This is a genomic window from Nocardia sp. CNS-044 (assembly GCF_059570515.1).
In genome coordinates this window covers 860,906-877,176 of sequence record NZ_JCANSX010000007.1, presented here as the reverse complement: position 1 = coordinate 877,176, position 16,271 = coordinate 860,906, and the positions used below count along the sequence as shown (strand labels likewise).

General features: G+C 69.5%; 18 protein-coding genes. 11 read left to right on the top strand and 7 right to left on the bottom strand.

The annotated features are described in order from the left end of the window. Positions 1-28 precede the first annotated feature (28 nt). Positions 29-1,633: a GMC oxidoreductase gene (locus tag T333_RS18730; RefSeq protein WP_357252476.1), complete on the bottom strand. Its 1,605-nt coding sequence runs from the start codon at positions 1,631-1,633 to the stop codon at positions 29-31. A gap of 131 nt (positions 1,634-1,764) precedes the next feature. Then, a complete protein-coding gene (locus T333_RS18725) occupies positions 1,765-2,142 on the bottom strand; it encodes a hypothetical protein (protein WP_355001053.1) in 378 nt (125 codons plus the stop codon). Between the two features lie 184 nt (positions 2,143-2,326). On the opposite strand from T333_RS18725, the gene T333_RS18720 reads away from it, so the two are divergent. Then, complete coding sequence (locus T333_RS18720) at positions 2,327-3,043, top strand: hypothetical protein (RefSeq protein ID WP_355001052.1); 717 nt, start codon at positions 2,327-2,329, stop codon at positions 3,041-3,043. Here the strand turns inward: T333_RS18720 and T333_RS18715 are convergent, their stop codons facing one another. After that, a complete protein-coding gene (locus T333_RS18715) occupies positions 3,044-4,117 on the bottom strand; it encodes an AraC family transcriptional regulator (protein WP_496425252.1) in 1,074 nt (357 codons plus the stop codon). Here T333_RS18715 and T333_RS18710 point away from each other — a divergent pair. The 5 genes from T333_RS18710 to T333_RS18690 all read left to right on the top strand — a co-directional run bounded on the left by T333_RS18710 (position 4,116) and on the right by T333_RS18690 (position 8,854). Beyond that, positions 4,116-5,624 carry a flavin-containing monooxygenase gene (locus T333_RS18710; RefSeq protein ID WP_496425251.1) on the top strand — a complete coding sequence of 503 codons (1,509 nt, stop codon included), beginning with the start codon at positions 4,116-4,118 and terminating at the stop codon, positions 5,622-5,624. The genes T333_RS18715 and T333_RS18710 overlap by 2 nt on opposite strands. A gap of 86 nt (positions 5,625-5,710) precedes the next feature. Further along, on the top strand, positions 5,711-6,124 hold the full coding sequence (locus T333_RS18705; protein WP_357252465.1) for a DUF7144 family membrane protein: 414 nt from the start codon (positions 5,711-5,713) through the stop codon (positions 6,122-6,124). A 24-nt stretch (positions 6,125-6,148) separates the two neighbouring features. Next, the gene (locus T333_RS18700) at positions 6,149-7,255 is read left to right on the top strand and encodes a DNA glycosylase AlkZ-like family protein (RefSeq protein WP_496425250.1); all 1,107 of its coding nucleotides are present in this window, start codon (positions 6,149-6,151) and stop codon (positions 7,253-7,255) included. Positions 7,256-7,301: 46 nt separating this feature from the next. Beyond that, positions 7,302-8,366: a DNA polymerase III subunit beta family protein gene (locus T333_RS18695; RefSeq protein WP_496425249.1), complete on the top strand. Its 1,065-nt coding sequence runs from the start codon at positions 7,302-7,304 to the stop codon at positions 8,364-8,366. Next, positions 8,363-8,854: a hypothetical protein gene (locus T333_RS18690; protein WP_355001046.1), complete on the top strand. Its 492-nt coding sequence runs from the start codon at positions 8,363-8,365 to the stop codon at positions 8,852-8,854. Before T333_RS18695 ends, T333_RS18690 begins: the two co-directional genes overlap by 4 nt. A gap of 85 nt (positions 8,855-8,939) precedes the next feature. Here the strand turns inward: T333_RS18690 and T333_RS18685 are convergent, their stop codons facing one another. Next, entirely contained in the window at positions 8,940-9,848 is a 909-nt protein-coding gene (locus tag T333_RS18685; protein WP_355001165.1) for a cation diffusion facilitator family transporter, read from the bottom strand. A 405-nt stretch (positions 9,849-10,253) separates the two neighbouring features. Here T333_RS18685 and T333_RS18680 point away from each other — a divergent pair, with 405 nt between their 5' ends. Then, a complete protein-coding gene (locus tag T333_RS18680) occupies positions 10,254-11,063 on the top strand; it encodes an SAM-dependent methyltransferase (protein ID WP_496425248.1) in 810 nt (269 codons plus the stop codon). Positions 11,064-11,076: 13 nt separating this feature from the next. Beyond that, the gene (locus T333_RS18675; protein ID WP_496425247.1) at positions 11,077-12,360 is read left to right on the top strand and encodes a diguanylate cyclase domain-containing protein; all 1,284 of its coding nucleotides are present in this window, start codon (positions 11,077-11,079) and stop codon (positions 12,358-12,360) included. 4 nt (positions 12,361-12,364) lie between these two features. On the opposite strand, the gene T333_RS18670 is transcribed toward T333_RS18675, so the two are convergent. Further along, positions 12,365-12,529, bottom strand: coding sequence for a hypothetical protein (locus T333_RS18670; RefSeq protein ID WP_355001040.1), 165 nt, complete (start codon positions 12,527-12,529; stop codon positions 12,365-12,367). A gap of 25 nt (positions 12,530-12,554) precedes the next feature. On the opposite strand from T333_RS18670, the gene T333_RS18665 reads away from it, so the two are divergent. Next, positions 12,555-13,055, top strand: a complete 501-nt coding sequence (locus tag T333_RS18665; protein WP_357252450.1) for a CGNR zinc finger domain-containing protein — start codon at positions 12,555-12,557, stop codon at positions 13,053-13,055. A gap of 16 nt (positions 13,056-13,071) precedes the next feature. Here the strand turns inward: T333_RS18665 and T333_RS18660 are convergent, their stop codons facing one another. Together T333_RS18660 and T333_RS18655 are read right to left on the bottom strand one after the other, a co-directional pair. After that, positions 13,072-13,500: a hypothetical protein gene (locus tag T333_RS18660; protein ID WP_355001038.1), complete on the bottom strand. Its 429-nt coding sequence runs from the start codon at positions 13,498-13,500 to the stop codon at positions 13,072-13,074. Positions 13,501-13,853: 353 nt separating this feature from the next. Continuing rightward, the gene (locus tag T333_RS18655; protein ID WP_355001037.1) at positions 13,854-14,510 is read right to left on the bottom strand and encodes a TetR/AcrR family transcriptional regulator; all 657 of its coding nucleotides are present in this window, start codon (positions 14,508-14,510) and stop codon (positions 13,854-13,856) included. A 99-nt stretch (positions 14,511-14,609) separates the two neighbouring features. On the opposite strand from T333_RS18655, the gene T333_RS18650 reads away from it, so the two are divergent. Continuing rightward, complete coding sequence (locus tag T333_RS18650) at positions 14,610-16,079, top strand: cytochrome P450 (RefSeq protein WP_496425246.1); 1,470 nt, start codon at positions 14,610-14,612, stop codon at positions 16,077-16,079. Next, positions 16,076-16,270, top strand: coding sequence for a ferredoxin (locus T333_RS18645; protein WP_355001035.1), 195 nt, complete (start codon positions 16,076-16,078; stop codon positions 16,268-16,270). Before T333_RS18650 ends, T333_RS18645 begins: the two co-directional genes overlap by 4 nt. The last annotated feature ends 1 nt before the right edge of the window (position 16,271 follow it).

The following is a 16,271-nucleotide window of genomic DNA, read 5'->3' as shown; positions in this document are numbered from 1 at the left end:
CATGGCTCGAAGGCGGCGGACTGACCCCTCAGCCGCTCGGCGCGACCTTTCCGCGCAGGTGATCGGCCAGCCGGACAGCCAGCGCGACGATCGTCAGCGTCGGATTGGCGTGGCCCGTCGTGGGAAACACCGAACTGCCCGCGACGAACAGGTTGTCCGTGCCGTGCACCAGGCAGTCGGTGTCGACGACGCCCGCGCGCGGATCGGCCGACATCCGGGTGGTGCCGGTCGGATGCGCCCAGTCGGTGAGTTCCAGCGGCAGCGCGCTGTCCGGCGCGGCCCACTCGAACAGCGTCGGCGTCGGCAAGCCGAGCCTGGCGAACTCCGCGACCGCCAGCGCGGCGGCCCGGCGTACCGTGGCGTCCTCCTGCGCGTGCACCCGCCAGTCCACCCGCACGGTCGGCACGCCGAGCCGATCGGCGCGGTCGGTCAGGGTGACCCGGCTCTCCGCGTTCGGCGCCTGTTCGACCATGCAGCGCAACTCGATTCGATCCAGCTTGTGCGGTAGCCCCGTGTGCTGGACGAGGCGGCGTCGCGCACCGGCGAACAGCAGTCCGGCGTTGGTGAGCGCGACCTTCGCGTCGTGGCGGTCGCCGCGCCCGCGCAGCAGCTGTTTCACCGAGTCCCACGGATCGTCCGCCGCGGGCACTTCCTGTAACCACAACGCGCAGTTGAGCAGACCCTCCTTTGCCTGGATCTCGGGAGAGAGAGCGACACCGTGCAGGAAGGTATGGCGGCCGTGCGGCGTTTTCACCACGTACTTGCCGAAGCGCTGCGCGATCGACTCCGCCGCACCAGGTTCCAGCACGCCGACGGCTCCGCAGCGGTGGTCCATCAGGTAGCGGCCGACCAAGTCGTGCCGGTTGCCGAGGCCCTCGGGCACCGTCCGCCGGGAGGCGAGCAGCAGGCGGGCATTGCCGATGCCGCCGGTCGCGAGCACCACCGCGCGGGCGCGCACCGTTCGCGGTCGCGGGTCGGCGCCCGCCACTTGGAGGGTCCGCACGTGCGCGCCATCGGGATCGGTGTCGAGATGGGTGACAGTGGTGTTGATCAGAATCAGAACATTCCGCGCGACAAGGCTTTCCACGTGCGCGCCGAAGCGTTTGCAGTCGAACGGATCGGACGGATCCCGGCTGATCTGCCAGAAGTAGGGGCGGAAGCGCTCGGGGTCCAGCGCGTCGGCGGGGCGGGTCCGACCGGCCAGGTCCCAGAAGCCGTCGTCGGTGAAACCGCTGCCGTGACCGATGCCGATGTGGCAGGCCGCGCGGGTCAGGTAGGGCTCCAGGTCGCCGGGGCCGATGGGCCATCCGGAGCCGGGAACCCAAGGGCGAGCGCGGAAGTCGAGCTCGTCGAGCAGCGCGCAGCGTCCGCTCCAGGTGTGCGAGTTGCCGCCGAGGATCCGGTCGCCCGCGAGGCGATCGGGCTGTGCCCGGCGCGCGCCCACGTTGTCGTAGTCGTCGAGTGCGTTGGCGGCGTCCGACGATTCACGCCCGCCGCTCTCCAGGACCAGCACGCGCAGCGCTGAATTCGCCAGCTCGGCGGCGATGGTCAGTCCGGCGGGACCCGATCCCACCACGCAGACGTCGGCGGACAGTTCCTCGTCCCCGACCGTTCGCAAGTCCTCGATCCGCACGGCCGTCCTCCCGCAAGCCAGCAACCCCGACCGGCGGGCCGTCGGACGATCCCGCACGTCCGGTTCACTGTACGAGGAGCGCGCCGATCACACGCCGAAAAGCGTTGGGGCCGACGAAGTCCGGTGGCGTGTCAGTGCCGCACGCGGCGCGGGCGGCGGATCGGCATCGGGTGCGGTATCAACTTGCGGTGCGCGAACTGCATGCCGCCGAGGAGCGCGAGCGCGAGCATCGCGGCGACATAGTCGCCGAGGGCGAGCGAGAGCACGGCGAAACCTCCGAGCAGCGGTAGTTCGAGTAGGGCACACCAGCCGAGGAACCGTAGTCGGGTGGCATTGGCGTCCAGCCACCGCACGCCGTCGTCGATGATCTCGCCCGCCGTGACCGGACAGACCATTCCGTCGCCCACCTGAACGAACCGATGCACCGCGTCGTCGCGAGTGAGCTCGCCGAGCCAGGCCAGGTCGATGAGCCGCTTACCTTCTTCGGCTACTTCTCGAACCGTGTCCATGCGACCCCTTCCGAGTCGATATTCGCGCCGAAGTCTATGCCGACCGATCCCGGTCTCCTAGAGGTGATCCCCGCCGCCTGACCTTGTCCGCGCCGCGCCGTCGGCGGAACAGGCCGCTTGCTCGTCGCGCGCGTAGCACGGACCGGTGCTGCCGCGCGGTACGGGTACTGGCATGCTGACCGGCATGATCACACTGCGGTACCCAGGGGCACGCCTGCTGGCGGGGATTTCGGCGGGCGTCTTGCTGCTCGCCGGTTGTGGCGGGAACGACGACGCGGCGTCGAATTCGGCCGCGCCGACCACCCCCCGCGACCAGCTACTGCTGTCGGAATCCGAATTCCCGGCCGGTACAAAGAAAGTCGATCTGCCCAAGGACCGGCTGGAGACTGCGGCCGCCGATCTCGCAGGCACGCAACAGAGTTCGACCATCACCCCGGCGGAATGCGCGGACACCCAGCAGGACCTCGGCACGGCGACCAAGGACCTGCTCGCCGACGCCGCCGTCGCGGGCGCGACCGACGAGAAGGCCGGGCTGATGTTCGTCGAGTTCGTCGCGGGTCGCACCGCCGACCTGGCGAAGATCACCGACGGCAACAAGAAGTGCGGTGAGGTGAGTGCGACCTCCACGGTGGAGGGCAAGCAGATCACCTCGGTGGTCAAGGTGGAGAACCTGGACGCGCCCGCCGGGCTGAACGGCGCCGAGGCCATCGTCTACAAGTCGGTGAGCACCTCGACCGTCGGCGCGGGCAAGCCGCTCACGTCCACCGCCTACCAGGGCATGGCCGTGCTGCGCGGCACCACCGTCGTGGTGCGCGTCGCCGCGCTGAAGGACTCGCTGGACGAGGCCGCTTTCGAGAAGTTCTTCCTCGACGCCGTGGAGAAGGTGCGCAAGGCGTCGTAGTCAGCCCGCCCGGCGCAGGGCGGTCGGCGTGCACCCCCACCAGCGACGGCAGGATCGGGTGAAGGTCGCCTGCTCGGCGAAACCGAGGAGCGAGGCGATCTGGCTCATCGGCATGTCGGTGGTGGTGAGGTAGCGGCGGGCTTCGTCGCGGCGCACGTCGTCGAGCAAGGCGGCGAAGGTGGTGCCCTCCGCCGCCAGCCTGCGCTGCAAGGTGCGCGGATGCGTGGTGAAAAGCCCTGCCACCGCGCCGATTTCGGGCGGCGTCGTGCCGAGCAGCTGGCGCAGCGCGGCGCGCACCCTCGGCACGATCGACGTGCCGCCCTCGGCGGTCTGCTCGGCGAGGAAGGCCATGGCCAGCCGGTGCAGGTTCTGGTCACCGCCCGAGAGCGGCCGGTCGGCGAGGGCGCACGGCATCCGCAGGATCGCCGCGGACCGGCCGACCCGCACCGGTGCGCCGAAGAACTCCTCGTAGGCGCTCAGCGGTGCGGGCGGGTGGTACGGCAGTTCGACCGAACGCAGCCCGTAGCGCTCCTCGGCCAGTCGCTGGATCGCGCGGTGCACGAAGCCGAGGCCCAGATCGGTGCCCTGGACCGGGGCGGGCAGGTCCGGCGGGCCGCCGTAGCGCAAGGCGATCACGCCGCGGTCGCCGTACGGGTCCTCCGCCAAGGCCAGGCTCAGTGAGCGCGCGTGCACGAACAGGTAGCGCGAGGAGCATTCGAGCGCGTCGGCCAGGGTGGGGGAGTTGCGGATCGCCAGTGCCAGCGGGCCGAGCATGTCGAAGTCCTGGCGGTGGGCGATGCGCAGTCCGAGATCGGGGCAGGCGAGTCGATGGGCGGCCAACTCCAGGACCGCCGCCACGGCCTGGTCGGGGACGAGCAGATCGTCGGCGTCCAGCGTGGCGGCGGGCAGGCCTACCGCCGCGGCGTATTCCTCGGCATTGCCGCCCAGTTCCGCCACGGTGGCGCGGAAGCCGCGCAAGCCTGCGGACCGGATGACGGACATGTCGTCCAGAATCAAATAGTTGTCGCGTGAAGTCAAGAAGGTGGCCGATCGGATCCGCACACTGGAGGCCATGACCGACACCGCAGTCGTACCGGACCACCTTGACGTCGTGATCGTCGGCGCGGGCCTGTCCGGCATCGGCGCCGCCTACCGGCTCCAGACCGAATGCCCCGGCAAGAGTTACGCCGTGCTCGAGGCGCGCGACGGTCTCGGCGGCACCTGGGATCTGTTCCGCTACCCGGGAATCCGCTCGGATTCGGACATGTTCACCCTCGGCTACCCGTTCAAGCCCTGGCGCGACGCGAAGTCGATCGCCGACGGGCCCTCGATCCTGCGCTACATCAGTGAGACGGCGTCCGAAAACGGCATCGACCGTCACATCCGCTTCCGCACCAAGGTGCTCTCGGCCGACTGGTCCAGCGCCGAGTCCCGGTGGACACTCACCCTCGCCGAGCGCGACGCAGCGGGAAACACCGTCGAGCGCACCCTCACCTGCGGCTTCCTCTACGCCTGCGCGGGCTACTACGACTACGAGCGCGGCCATGCGCCGGAGTTCCCCGGCGCCGACAGCTTCGCCGGGCGGATCGTGCACCCCCAGTTCTGGCCGGAGGGCCTCGACTACGCGGGTAAGCGGGTCGTGGTGATCGGCAGCGGCGCCACCGCGGTCACGTTGGTGCCGTCGATGGCCGAGCAGGCCGAGCTGGTGACGATGTTGCAGCGCAGCCCGACCTGGATCAGCGCAGTCCCCGGGCGTGACAAGCTGGCCGACAAGATCCGCGAACTGCTGCCGCCGCGCCCGGCGCACCGGGTGATCCGCACCAAGAACATCCTGTTCAGCACGGGCTTCTATCAGTACTGCCGCCGTCGTCCCGAATCCGCGCGCAAGCTGCTCATCGGTCTCACCAGGCGAATCCTCGAAGACGAGCAGGCCGTCGCCGAGCACTTCACACCCAGCTACGACCCGTGGGACCAGCGGCTGTGCGCTGTACCGGACGCCGACTTCTTCAAGGCGATGAAGAAGGGCAAGGCGGAGGTCGTCACCGACCACATCGACAGTTTCGTGCCCGAAGGCATCCGGCTGAAGTCCGGCCGGGTGCTCGAGGCCGACATCGTCGTCACGGCGACCGGGTTGCGGCTACTCGCCTTCGGCGGCATCACGCCGCACGTCGACGGCGTGCCGGTGCGGCTGTCCGAGCAGTTCGTCTGGCAGGGCGCGATGCTCACCGGCGTGCCCAACTTCGCGGTCTGCATCGGGTACACCAACGCCTCGTGGACATTGCGCGCCGACCTGTCCTCGCGGCTGGTCTGCAAGGTGCTGCGACACATGGACGCCAACGACTACGCGGCCGTCGTCCCCGAGCCGGATCACGTTCTCACCGAGCAGCCGCTGCTCGATCTGGCCTCCGGCTACGTCCAGCGCTCCATCGACGAGTTCCCGCGCCAGGGCGAGCGGCACCCGTGGAAGGTCCGGCAGAACTATCTGCTGGATTCGGCCACGACCCTGCGCACCAACCTGAACAAGACGCTGAAGCCGACACCGCGTGCCCACCGCGTGCCGGTGTCCGCCGCGGCGCGCTGATCCCGAATCCTCACCCGAAACGGGTGAGGTATTCCGCCGGTGCACCCGCTGGGATGGACATCCAGGTTTCTCCTTCGCGGAAGGGAATGCAGATGACCACACCGGAAACCCGACACCCGGTTCGCCAGGGCATCGCCGCGGGCACCTCCATCGGCGCCGCGATCCTGCTGCTGACCGTGGGCGTACTGCAGATCTTGGAGGGCATCTCGGCCGTCGTCGACGACGAACTGTTCGTCGTCGGTCCCGAGTACGTGTACCAGTTCGACATCTCGACCTGGGGCTGGATCCATATCGTGATCGGCGCCATCCTGGTGGTCTGCGCGATCGGCCTGATGACCGGAAGCACCTGGGGCAGGATCGCGGCGATCGTCATCGCGGCGATCGCCATCATCGCGAACTTCGCGTCGCTGCCGTACTACCCGTACTGGTCCATCCTGATCATCGCCCTCAGCATCGTGGTGATCTGGGCGGTGTCGACCTGGCGAACCGACGAATACTGACGGTCGCGGCTCTATGGTGGGGCGATGGCCAAGGCGATCGCCGTCGGCCGCGCGCAGTGGCTCGGCTACCGCTGGCGCGGCCACGGACTGAACGGGCGAACCAACGGCGGGTTTCTGGACGACCTGCTACTACTCGGCTTCCAGGACGGCCGCTTAGGCGGCGCCGCCTACTCGCTGCGCCAGCGCACGGACCGCATCGGGTCCACGTCTTTGGCGCGAGCCATCGACCCGTCCGGACCACTGGTGAGCTGGTGGACGTTGCGCGGCGCCCCGCACGCGCACCGGGTCGCCCAGCTGGACGTGCTGCGCGACGCACTCGCGCCGCGCGTCTCCGACGAGGGCGGCGCGGCGCACGCCGAGGCCGTCGCCGAGATCGCCGCGGCGCTGCGCGCCGTCGTCACCGGACCGACCCCGAAATCCGCCGCCAGCACCGCGGTGACCGCGCGCGTGTCACCCGCGCTGACACGGTGGTGCGACCGCTGCCGCGCGACGCATGTACCGGACGGACTGTTTCGCGCGGCGGGCTGCCACGCGCAGATCGTGCTCGGCCCGGAGGTGAACCGCGCGACCATGCTGTACCCGACCCCGGATCACCCCGCCGTCGGCGTCCAACAGCCGCGCCTCGCCCTGCTGCGCGCGTTCTTCCGGGTGAACGGCCCCACCACCCGCCCACTCTTCCGCGATTGGCTCGGCGTCGGCGTCGACGAGGCGTGGAGGGAGGTGGCGGGCACGCTGGTGCGCGTGCAGGTGGACGACCGGCGGTACGAGATGCCGGAATCGCTGGTCGACGCGGTGTTGGGGGCGGTTGCGCCGGAGGGGGTGGTGCTGGTTCCGCCCGGGGATCCGTATCTGCGGCAAGCCGATCGGGCCTTGCTCGTTCCGGATAGTGCTCGGCGTCGGGAGGTGTGGCGGGCGTTGTCGGCGCCGGGGGCGGTGCTGGTCGATGGGGAGGTGGTGGGGGTTTGGCGGTATCGGCGTGGAGAGCATCGGATGGTGGTGAGTGCGTTCGAGAAGCTGGAGCGTAGGCGTCGGGGGGAGGTGGAGGAAGGTGCGGTTGAGTTGACCGGGGACCAGCGGCTGCGGTTCGAGTGGAATCAGTTGTCGGCAGCTCGACCACCCGCCGCTCGGTAGCTGGCGCGGTTGACCTTCATGTTGGTTGAGACTCCATGATGGCCCGGTGCGGAGTTCCAGGATCGAGGAGTTGATCACCATCGGGGCGTTGGCGCGGGCCAGCGGGCTGACGGCGAGCGCTCTGCGGTTCTACGGTGACTGCGGACTGCTGGTACCCGCCGAGGTCGACGCGGTGACCGGGTACCGGTATTACACGCGGTCGCAGTGCGAGCGGGCGGTGCTGATCCGGCGGCTGCGGAGCATCGACCTGTCGTTGGAGACGATCACCGAGGTGTTGTCCGGTGATCCGGGCCGCGCCGAACGCTTACTCGACGCGCACGTCGCCGAACTGGCGCGCCGGGCCGACACCGCTGCTCGGGTGGCAGCGCAGGTCAAGCGGGCCCTCGGCGCGGGGCGCGGCATCGCGGTGCCCGCGGCCGAATTGGCGCGCTCCCTCGGACAAGTCGGCACGGCCGCGGCGGTCGATGACACCGCGCCGGTGCTCGCCGGGGTACTGCTGGAAGCGGATTCGACCGCACTCACCCTCACCGCGACCGACCGCTACCGCCTCTCGACGCGCACCCTCGCACCGCTGCGAGACGGCGGCGAGGAGTGGTCGGTGGTGGTCGAAGCCGCGAAGCTTGCGCCGCTGTGCCCATGGCTGGACACGATCGAGGAAGTGGTTCTCGCACCGAGCGAATCCGGAATCGCCCTCACTTGCGGAGAAATCGAGCACCACTGCACCGGAATCGAGCAACCCTTCCCCGACTACCGCGCGGTGCTCGACGGACTGCCCCCGGTCCGCACCCGAATGCTGGTGGCTCGCGCCGCCCTCGTCGAGCTGCTGGAAGCGGCGGGCGACATCGTGGTGTGCACCATCGACGCGTCCGGTCTCGTTGTCGCGAGTGCGGCCACCACCCGGCTGTCCGCTGTCGTCACCGGCGCACCGATGAAACTCGCCTTCCGGTCCACGGTGCTGCGCTCCGCCGTGGTGAGCGCGCTCGGGCCGGACCTGATGTTCGATCTCGCCGCACCCGACCAGCCCGTCGTCGTCCGTTCGGCGACGGACGGTGATCTCACCACCCTCGTCATGCCTACATTCGTCCCGAGCACGGAGGACCACATCCGATGACCGATCAGACCGACGCCACCATGGACGCCATCACCCACGCTGTCGAGCTCGGCCGAGCGGGCGACCGCGATACCGCTCGCACCACGCTGACCGCACTCTGGACCGAACTCGGCCCCCAGGGCGATCCCCTGCACCGCTGCACTCTCGCGCACTACCTCGCCGACCTGCACGACGACGCCGCGCAGGCCCTCACCTGGGACCTCCGCGCGCTCGACGCCGCGGACAGCCTCACCGACGAACGCGTCCGCCGCCACCACGCGGGCCTCGCGGTGCGCGGCTTCTACCCCTCCCTGCACCTGAACCTCGCCGACAACTACCGCCGCCTCGGCTCCTTCGAAGCCGCCCGGCAGCAGATCGACGCCGCCCGCGAATGTCTGCACACGCTCGGCGAGGACCAGTACGGCACGATGGTGCGCACCGCGGTGGAGGAAGTGGCGCAGGCGATCCGGGATCGTCGCACCGAACCGCGAGCATCCGCTCCCCGGTGAACCGGTGGTTCGGTTGGGATCGCCTCATACCGATCGCACTGTGATGACCACGCGCTACCGGGGCAGCTTGCCCCGTCGACCCACCTCAAGAGCGATGCACCCGCCCGTGCGGCTCCGCGCAGTGCAAATCCGCCGCCACCGAATCCAACTCCGAAACATGGTCGACCTGCAACGTCGTGTGTTCCAACCCGAACTCCGCGAGCAGCACCCGCTCGATGCCCAACCGCACGGCATGGCAGTCGGCTCGATCGTCGACCAGGATGTGCGCCGACAGCGACGGCTCGCCCGAGGTGATCACCCACACGTGCAAATCGTGCACCTCGGTGACTTGCGGAAGGGTGACGATGCGTGCGCCGATGGCGTCGGGATCGAGGTGGGCGGGCGCGGCCTCCAGGAAGATCCGCCCCGATTCGCGAACCAGCGCCCATCCCGCCTTCACCATCAGCGCGGCGACCACGAGCGCGGCGATGGCGTCGGCGCGGGGGTAGCCCGCCAGCCACACCACCGCGCCCGCGATGGCCGTGCCGATGAACGCGTACAGGTCGTTGAGGATGTGCTGGAAGGCGCCTTCGACATTGAGGCTGGTGCGGTTGGCGCGGCTGATGCACCACGCGGCGATGATGTTGACGACGATGCCGATCAGCGCGGTGACGAAAACCAGCGGGCCTTCCACGTCCGGCGGGTGGATCAGCCGGTTGACGCCCTCGTAGACGAACCACGCCGCGAGCAGCAGCAGGGTGATGCCGTTGGCCTGCGCCGAGAGGATCTCCGCGCGCTTGTACCCGTAGGTGTACCGCCCGCGCGCCGGTCGTTTGGAGAGCCGGATGGCTATCAGCGCGAGGACGATCGAGGCGGCGTCGGTGAGCATGTGCGCGGCATCGGTGATCAGTGCCAGCGAGTGCGCGAGCAGACCGACCACCACCTCCGCCGCCATGAACGCGACGATCAGTGCCAGCGCGATGCTCAGCCAGCGCGGGTCGGAGTCCGCGGACACGCCGTGGTCGTGGTGGTGGTGCCCGCTGCCGTGGTCGTGGCTGTGATCATGGGAATGCCGACGATCCTCCGCGCACGCACGCTCTTCCGCCGCGGTGTTCGTCGGTCGCGGCGACCCGCACTGATCTCCCATGGTCGAACGTTCCTTCCGTTTCGGACGGCTGCCGTCGCATAGCCTAACCTACCTTGCAGACATGCGCATGTCTGCATTAATAGGTGTAAAGGGCTGCCTCGCGGGTATCCGCATCGGGCGCGCCACCGCGGTGCGCAACTGTGATCTTCTGCGGTGCACTGTCGTTCGGACCTGCGGTTACGATGCGGACGCATCTCTCGGGTGATCGACCGAATCATCCGCGCGGTGCGCGCCTTCCGGTCACTCGGAAGGCCCGACACAAAGGGGTATTCGATGGACAGGCCGGCGTGGGCGCCCGAGGGCGTGGATATGCAGCAGGCGAGCCCGGCACGGATGTACGACGCGCTACTCGGGGGCTCGCACAATTTCGATGTCGACCGCAAAGCCGCCGAACTGGGCAAGCAGCTGGTTCCCGACCTTCCGCGAGTCGCCCTGAGCAACCGGGCCTTCCTACGCAGGGCGGTGCGCTTCCTGGTCGACGCGGGCGTTCGCCAGTTCCTCGACATCGGCTCCGGCATTCCCACGGCGGGCAACGTGCACGAGGTGGCGCAGAAGATCGACCCCGGGATCCGCGTGCTCTACGCCGACATCGACCCCGTCGCCGTCGCGCACTCGAAGGCGATCCTGCGCGGCCACGATCGCGCCGCGGCGATCGAGGCCGACCTGCGCAAGCCCGAGGAACTCCTCGGCAAAGCCCGCGACACCGGATTGATCGACTTCGAGCAGCCCGTCGGCGTGCTGATGGTCGCGGTGCTGCATCTGCTCTCCGACGACGACGCGCCCGCCGAGCGGGTCGCCGCGGTGCGCGACGCCGTGCCGAGCGGTTCCTACCTGGCGATCTCGCACCTGACCTCCGAGCTGCGGCCCGAGGACGCCGCACAGCTCGGCGCCAACGCGGCCCAGCAGAACAAGGTCGGAATTCATTTCCGCCCCGCCGCCGCGATCGCGGCTATGTTCGACGGATGGGACCTGGTGGAACCGGGCGTGGTCGAGCTACCCGCCTGGCGCCCGGAATCCGAGCGCGATCACCACGAGGCGCCCGGCCGATCGCTCGGTCTCGCGGGCGTGGGTCGCAAGGGCTGAGGCGGGAAGAGTAGTGGGACTGCGTGAGCTGGCGTTGCGATGGGCGGACGCGCTCGACGGCGTCGTCGCCCCCACGCTCACGCGGACCGAGACGGAAGCGATGCTCGCCGATCTCGCCGAACTCCTCGTCGCCGCCATCCGCGGCGACGCCGACCTGCGCAACGCGCACGACGCGGCCGTTGTGCTGGTCGCCGCGAACTATCGCGACTCGATCGTCGTCAGTCGTTCGATCGCGGTGATCTGCCACGACATGGTCGAGGAGGTCTGCACCCCGGACGGCCTCGATTACGACCAGGTGCGCGATCGCGCCGTCGCCGTGGCCGCGGAGTTCGCCGCGGGCTGTACCGGCGCGCTGCGCGCCGCCGCGCTCGTCGAACAGGAGGCGACCCTCGGTGCGGCGCTGGCCGCGGCACGGGACGCCGAGGTGCGGCGGCAACTGTCGGAGGCCCGATTCGAGGCGGTGTTCGCGGGCGCCTCGGTCGGTATCGGCACTGTCGACGTCACCGGGCATGTCCTCGCGGTGAACGCCGCCTTCGCCGAGATGCTCGGCCTGCCACAGCAACACATGCCGGGCCGTCCGGTGGCCGACCTGCTCGGTCCGGCCAACATCGGCCACGCCTACGGTCAGTTCCGGCGCATGCTGGCGGGGGAAACCGATCGGTTCCGCTTGGAGACCCCGCACGTGCGCCCCGACGGCGGATTGGCCCACATCGACCTGTCGATGTCGGCCGTGCGCGACGCCGAAGGGCGGATCCAATTCCTGATCGGCGTGGCCGTCGACGTCACCGAACGCAAGCAGCTGGCCGACCGGCTCTGGCACGACGCCCACCACGACGACCTGACCGGCCTGCCCAATCGGTTGCTGTTCTTCGACCGGCTCGCCGGCGCCGTGCCGCCGATCGGCCTGTGCTACCTGGACTTGGACGGTTTCAAGGCCGTCAACGACGAGTGGGGACACACCGTCGGAGATCGGGTGCTGCACGAAGTGGCCCAGCGCCTGCGGGCCGCCGCCGAGCCGCGCGCGGGCCTCGCGGCCCGTATCGGCGGCGACGAATTCATCGTGCTGATCGAGCGCTGTGCGGGAGAGCCGCAGCTGGCGGCGGTCGCGAAAGAACTGCGCGCCGCACTGGCGACACCGTTGCGGGTGGCCGGGCATCCCGTGCACGTCGGCGCCAGCGTCGGCACGGTGTACGTGGTCGACCGGCCGAGAGCGGTCGACGCGCTCATGCACGCGGTGGATACCGCCATGTACCGGGACAAGGCGGGTCGCTCGCCGCGCGGGCCGCACTCGGCCTGACGGATCACCTGGCCGGTTCGGCCAGCGAACTGTCGCCCGCCGCGGCGATCACCGCGCCGTCCTGGCTGATCAACCAGCGCCCGCACACACAGCGCAGATAGCGGACGGCGCCGTGCGCGGACACGACAGTGGGGGAGGGCCAAGCGCAGGAAGGGCAGGTGGCGGACATGATCTCAGCCTGATGTAATGACTTTGTGCATTTCAACCCTTACGGCGGCACGGCGGCGGAACTGGCCGCCCGGCTGGTGAACGCCGATCCGGAAACGGACCTGCTCGAGGTGCTCGACGCGGCGGGATACAAGCCGCTGGGTTCGCTCGACGCGGAGCAGACCGCGGATTTGCGTCGCTGGATCGCGCGGCTCGCCGAGGTGTTCGACGCGCCCTCGGTGCCGCAGCTCAACGCGCTACTGGCCGAAACAACCAGTCGCCCTTACATTTCCACGCACGACGGTCGTCCGCCGCACCTGCACTACGCGCACGAGGACGCGCCGACCGACGAGCGGGTGAAGGCCTATACGGCGGCCGGTCTCGCGGCGCTGTTCTGCGAAGACCCCCAACGCATCGGCCGCTGCGCACGCCAGGGCTGCGCGGTGGTCTTCGTGGACACCTCCCGCAACGGCCGGCGTCGCTTCTGTTCGCCGCGCTGCTCCAACCGGGTGCACGTCGCCGACCACCGGATGCGGCGCTCGGCGTGAACCCGCCGGGCCGCGCTCAGTTGGTGACGTGCGGTCCGTGCAGCCGGAAGTGTGGATGCTCCTCGGCGCGTGTCCAGCGCCCGTAGGTCGCCTGGCCCGTATCGTCGTCGCGCTGGATCGGGCTGACCCAGGTGCGGCGCGGAATCTGGCCGCCGCTGCGCGGACCGTGCGTGACCAACGGAACCTGCCTGGCCACCAGGTAGTAATCCTCGTCGGAGCCCGTCTCGGGCAGGTACTCACACAGCTGCTCGGCCGCGTCGCCGAGGTCGGCGCCCGCGACCACGCCGTGGCGCGGACTCGGGCCGTCGGCCTCGACGACGACGGCCGAGACCGTCCACATGCGATTGCCCCGCAAACGCTCGCCAGGGCCGTCGGGGTCGGTAATGGTGCGATGACGCGGTTCGGTGGTGTCTGCCGCCTCGGCCGCGTACGCGCTCTCGATCATCCTGCACCTCCGGTGGGGACGCGGGTCGGCCGGACCGGTGAGCTGTGATCGATCATCTTGCCTCCCAACGTAATCAGAAGAGAACAGCCGGTCATAGGTCGGGACATCTTGTGTCCGGGGTCAATTCGGCAATTACGAGGAGAACTGACCTGTAAAAGAGTGTATAGCCAAGGCTCGGCCCGTGTGGCCTAACCGTCCGGTCGACGTGGTGAAACACATTCGCCAGCATCATGATTCAACGGCCGCAGGGCCGTAGGACGTTATGTCTCGGCGGCGAGTACGCCCACGCGCGAATCGCCGGCAACCACCGCGGGTGATCGAATGTGCTCGGTTGACCGCGCGATCGTGCGCGATCAGGCGGTGCCGTTGAGTCGACCGGCCACCCCGGGCAGTCGATCGATCATCGCGATGGTGAAATCGGCGAGCAGATCGATCAGGCCGTCCCGGTCGATGTCGAGCCCGCCGTCCAGCCAGACGAGCACCAGTTCGGCGGCGCCGCCGGTGATGAGCTGGGAAGTCGCGGCGACCGCCGTTTCCTGCCCCTCGGGGAGATCCAGGACGATGCGGGTCTGCTCGATGATGGTGGCGGCGACCGTGCGCATGCCCGCGAAGCGGGTGCGCATCAGCGCCTCGTTGCCGTATGCCTGAGCGAAGACGATCTTCGCTCGGCGCGGGTCGTCGGTGAGTTCGGTGATGAGCGCGGCCACCCCGGCTCGGATGCGCCGCGCGGGCGGGCCTTCGGTCTCGGCGATGGCCGTCCGGGCGCGGTCGAGCGCGGAACGCTGCACCTCGAGCAGGAGTTCGGAGGCCAGTGCGTCGAGATCGGGGAACGCCTCGTAGAAGAACCTGGGACCGACTTTGGCCTGTTCGCAGACCCCGCGCACGGTGAGCGCCGCGAGGCCCTGCGTGCCGACGATGGCGAGCGCGGCGTCGAGCAGCCGCCTGCGCCGATCCTCGCGACGCTCGGCGCTCGACACCCCGCGGTAAGTGCCGGTGAATGCGCGAGTCACCCGGCCAGCTTGGCACAGCACAAGTTGGGAAACAAACGTTTACGGAAACGTGCGTTTCCGATAATGTCGATCCATCGCAGCGTCGCGAAGGGATGGGCCATGAGTCTTCTCGTTCCACCAAGAGTCAGCGCGGTATCCGACGGGGCAAGGCGGCTACGTACTCGGCTGTCCTGGCGGGTGCAGCGCGTCGGCGTCCGCTTGGTGCGCCGCTATCCGACCAGGGTGCGTCCACTGGCCGAGCCGCCGGCGGACAGCGGATTGCGCCCGACCCTGGGCGATTTCGGACCGCCGGGCATCGGATACACCTTGCACACCCTGGCCGATCCGATCGAGTTCGCGCGCTCCCGCTTCGAGCGGTTCGGCCCGGTGCAGTGGATGGGCGTGCTCGGCAGGCCGGTCGTCACGGTCGGGAGTCCCGAAGCGTTCGAGGTCGTCATGCTGGACCGGGACAAGGTCTTCTCCGCGCAGCGCGGCTGGGAATGGCTCATCGGCCCGTTCTTCCGCGGCGGCCTGCTGCTGCGCGACTTCGACGAGCACCTGTTCCATCGCCGGATCATGCAGCAGGCGTTCACCCGCCCCCGCCTGGTCGGCTATCTCGAGCTGACCACGCCGCTGCTGCGCGACGGCATCCAGAAGTGGCGTCCGGCCACGGACTTTCCCGTCTACAGCGCCATCAAGAAGCTGCTGCTGCGACAGGCCACCGAGGTGTTCGCGGGCGCGGCGCTCGGGCCGGAGGGGACCAAGCTGGAGCATGCCTTCGAGGACGCGGTGCACGGCGGCACGGCGTTGGTTCGCGCCGATCTGCCCGGCGGGGTGTGGGCGCGCGGGCTGCGCGGACGCCGGGTACTCGAGGAGCACTTCCGCCGCGAGCTCCCCGTCAAACGCGCGGGCCGAGGCAACGACCTGTTCAGCGTGCTGTGCCGGGCCAGCACCGTGGAGGGGCACACCTTCACCGACGACGAGGTCGTCCAGCACATGATCTTCGTGATGATGGCCGCGCACGACACCAGCACGATCGCCTCCGCCATGCTGGTGCACGAGCTGGGCAGGCATCCGGACTGGCAGGAGCGGCTGCGCGCGGAATCCCTTGCGCTCGGAAAGGATTCGCTCGACTACGACGATCTGGACCGGCTGCCCGCGCTGGACATGGCGTTCAAGGAGGCGCTGCGGATGTACGCGCCGGTCGCCCAGCAGGCCCGGGAAACACTGCGCGACACCGATATTCTCGGCCACTACGTGCCGAAGGGAACGCTGATCATGTGCGGCCCGTACACGATGATGCGCACCGACGAATTCTGGCGCGACCCAGCGGCTTTCGACCCCGAGCGGTTCGCGCCGGAGCGTCGCGAGGACAAAGCGCACCGCTTCGCCTGGTCGCCGTTCGGTGGCGGAGCGCACAAGTGCATCGGGCTCTACTTCGGCGGGATGACGGTCAAGGCCGTGTTGCACCAGATGCTCCTCCGGTACCGCTGGACCGTGCCCGCGGACTACCAGGTGCCGCTGGTGGCGGGGACCGGTCCGACACCCGCCGACGGGCTGCCCATCCGGCTCGAACGGATTCGGCCGTGAGACTCGCGGCCGACCGCGGCAGGTGCGAGGGGCACGGCATGTGCGAGGCGCTGGCGCCCGCGCTCTTCCGCGTCGGCGCGGACGGGGTCGTCGTGCCACTCGTCGAGTCGGTGTCGCCGTCGGATGCCGAGGTGGCGGCGCTCGCCGTCGACAGCTGTCCTGTCCAGGCGTTACGGTGGGGCGAGGACTAGG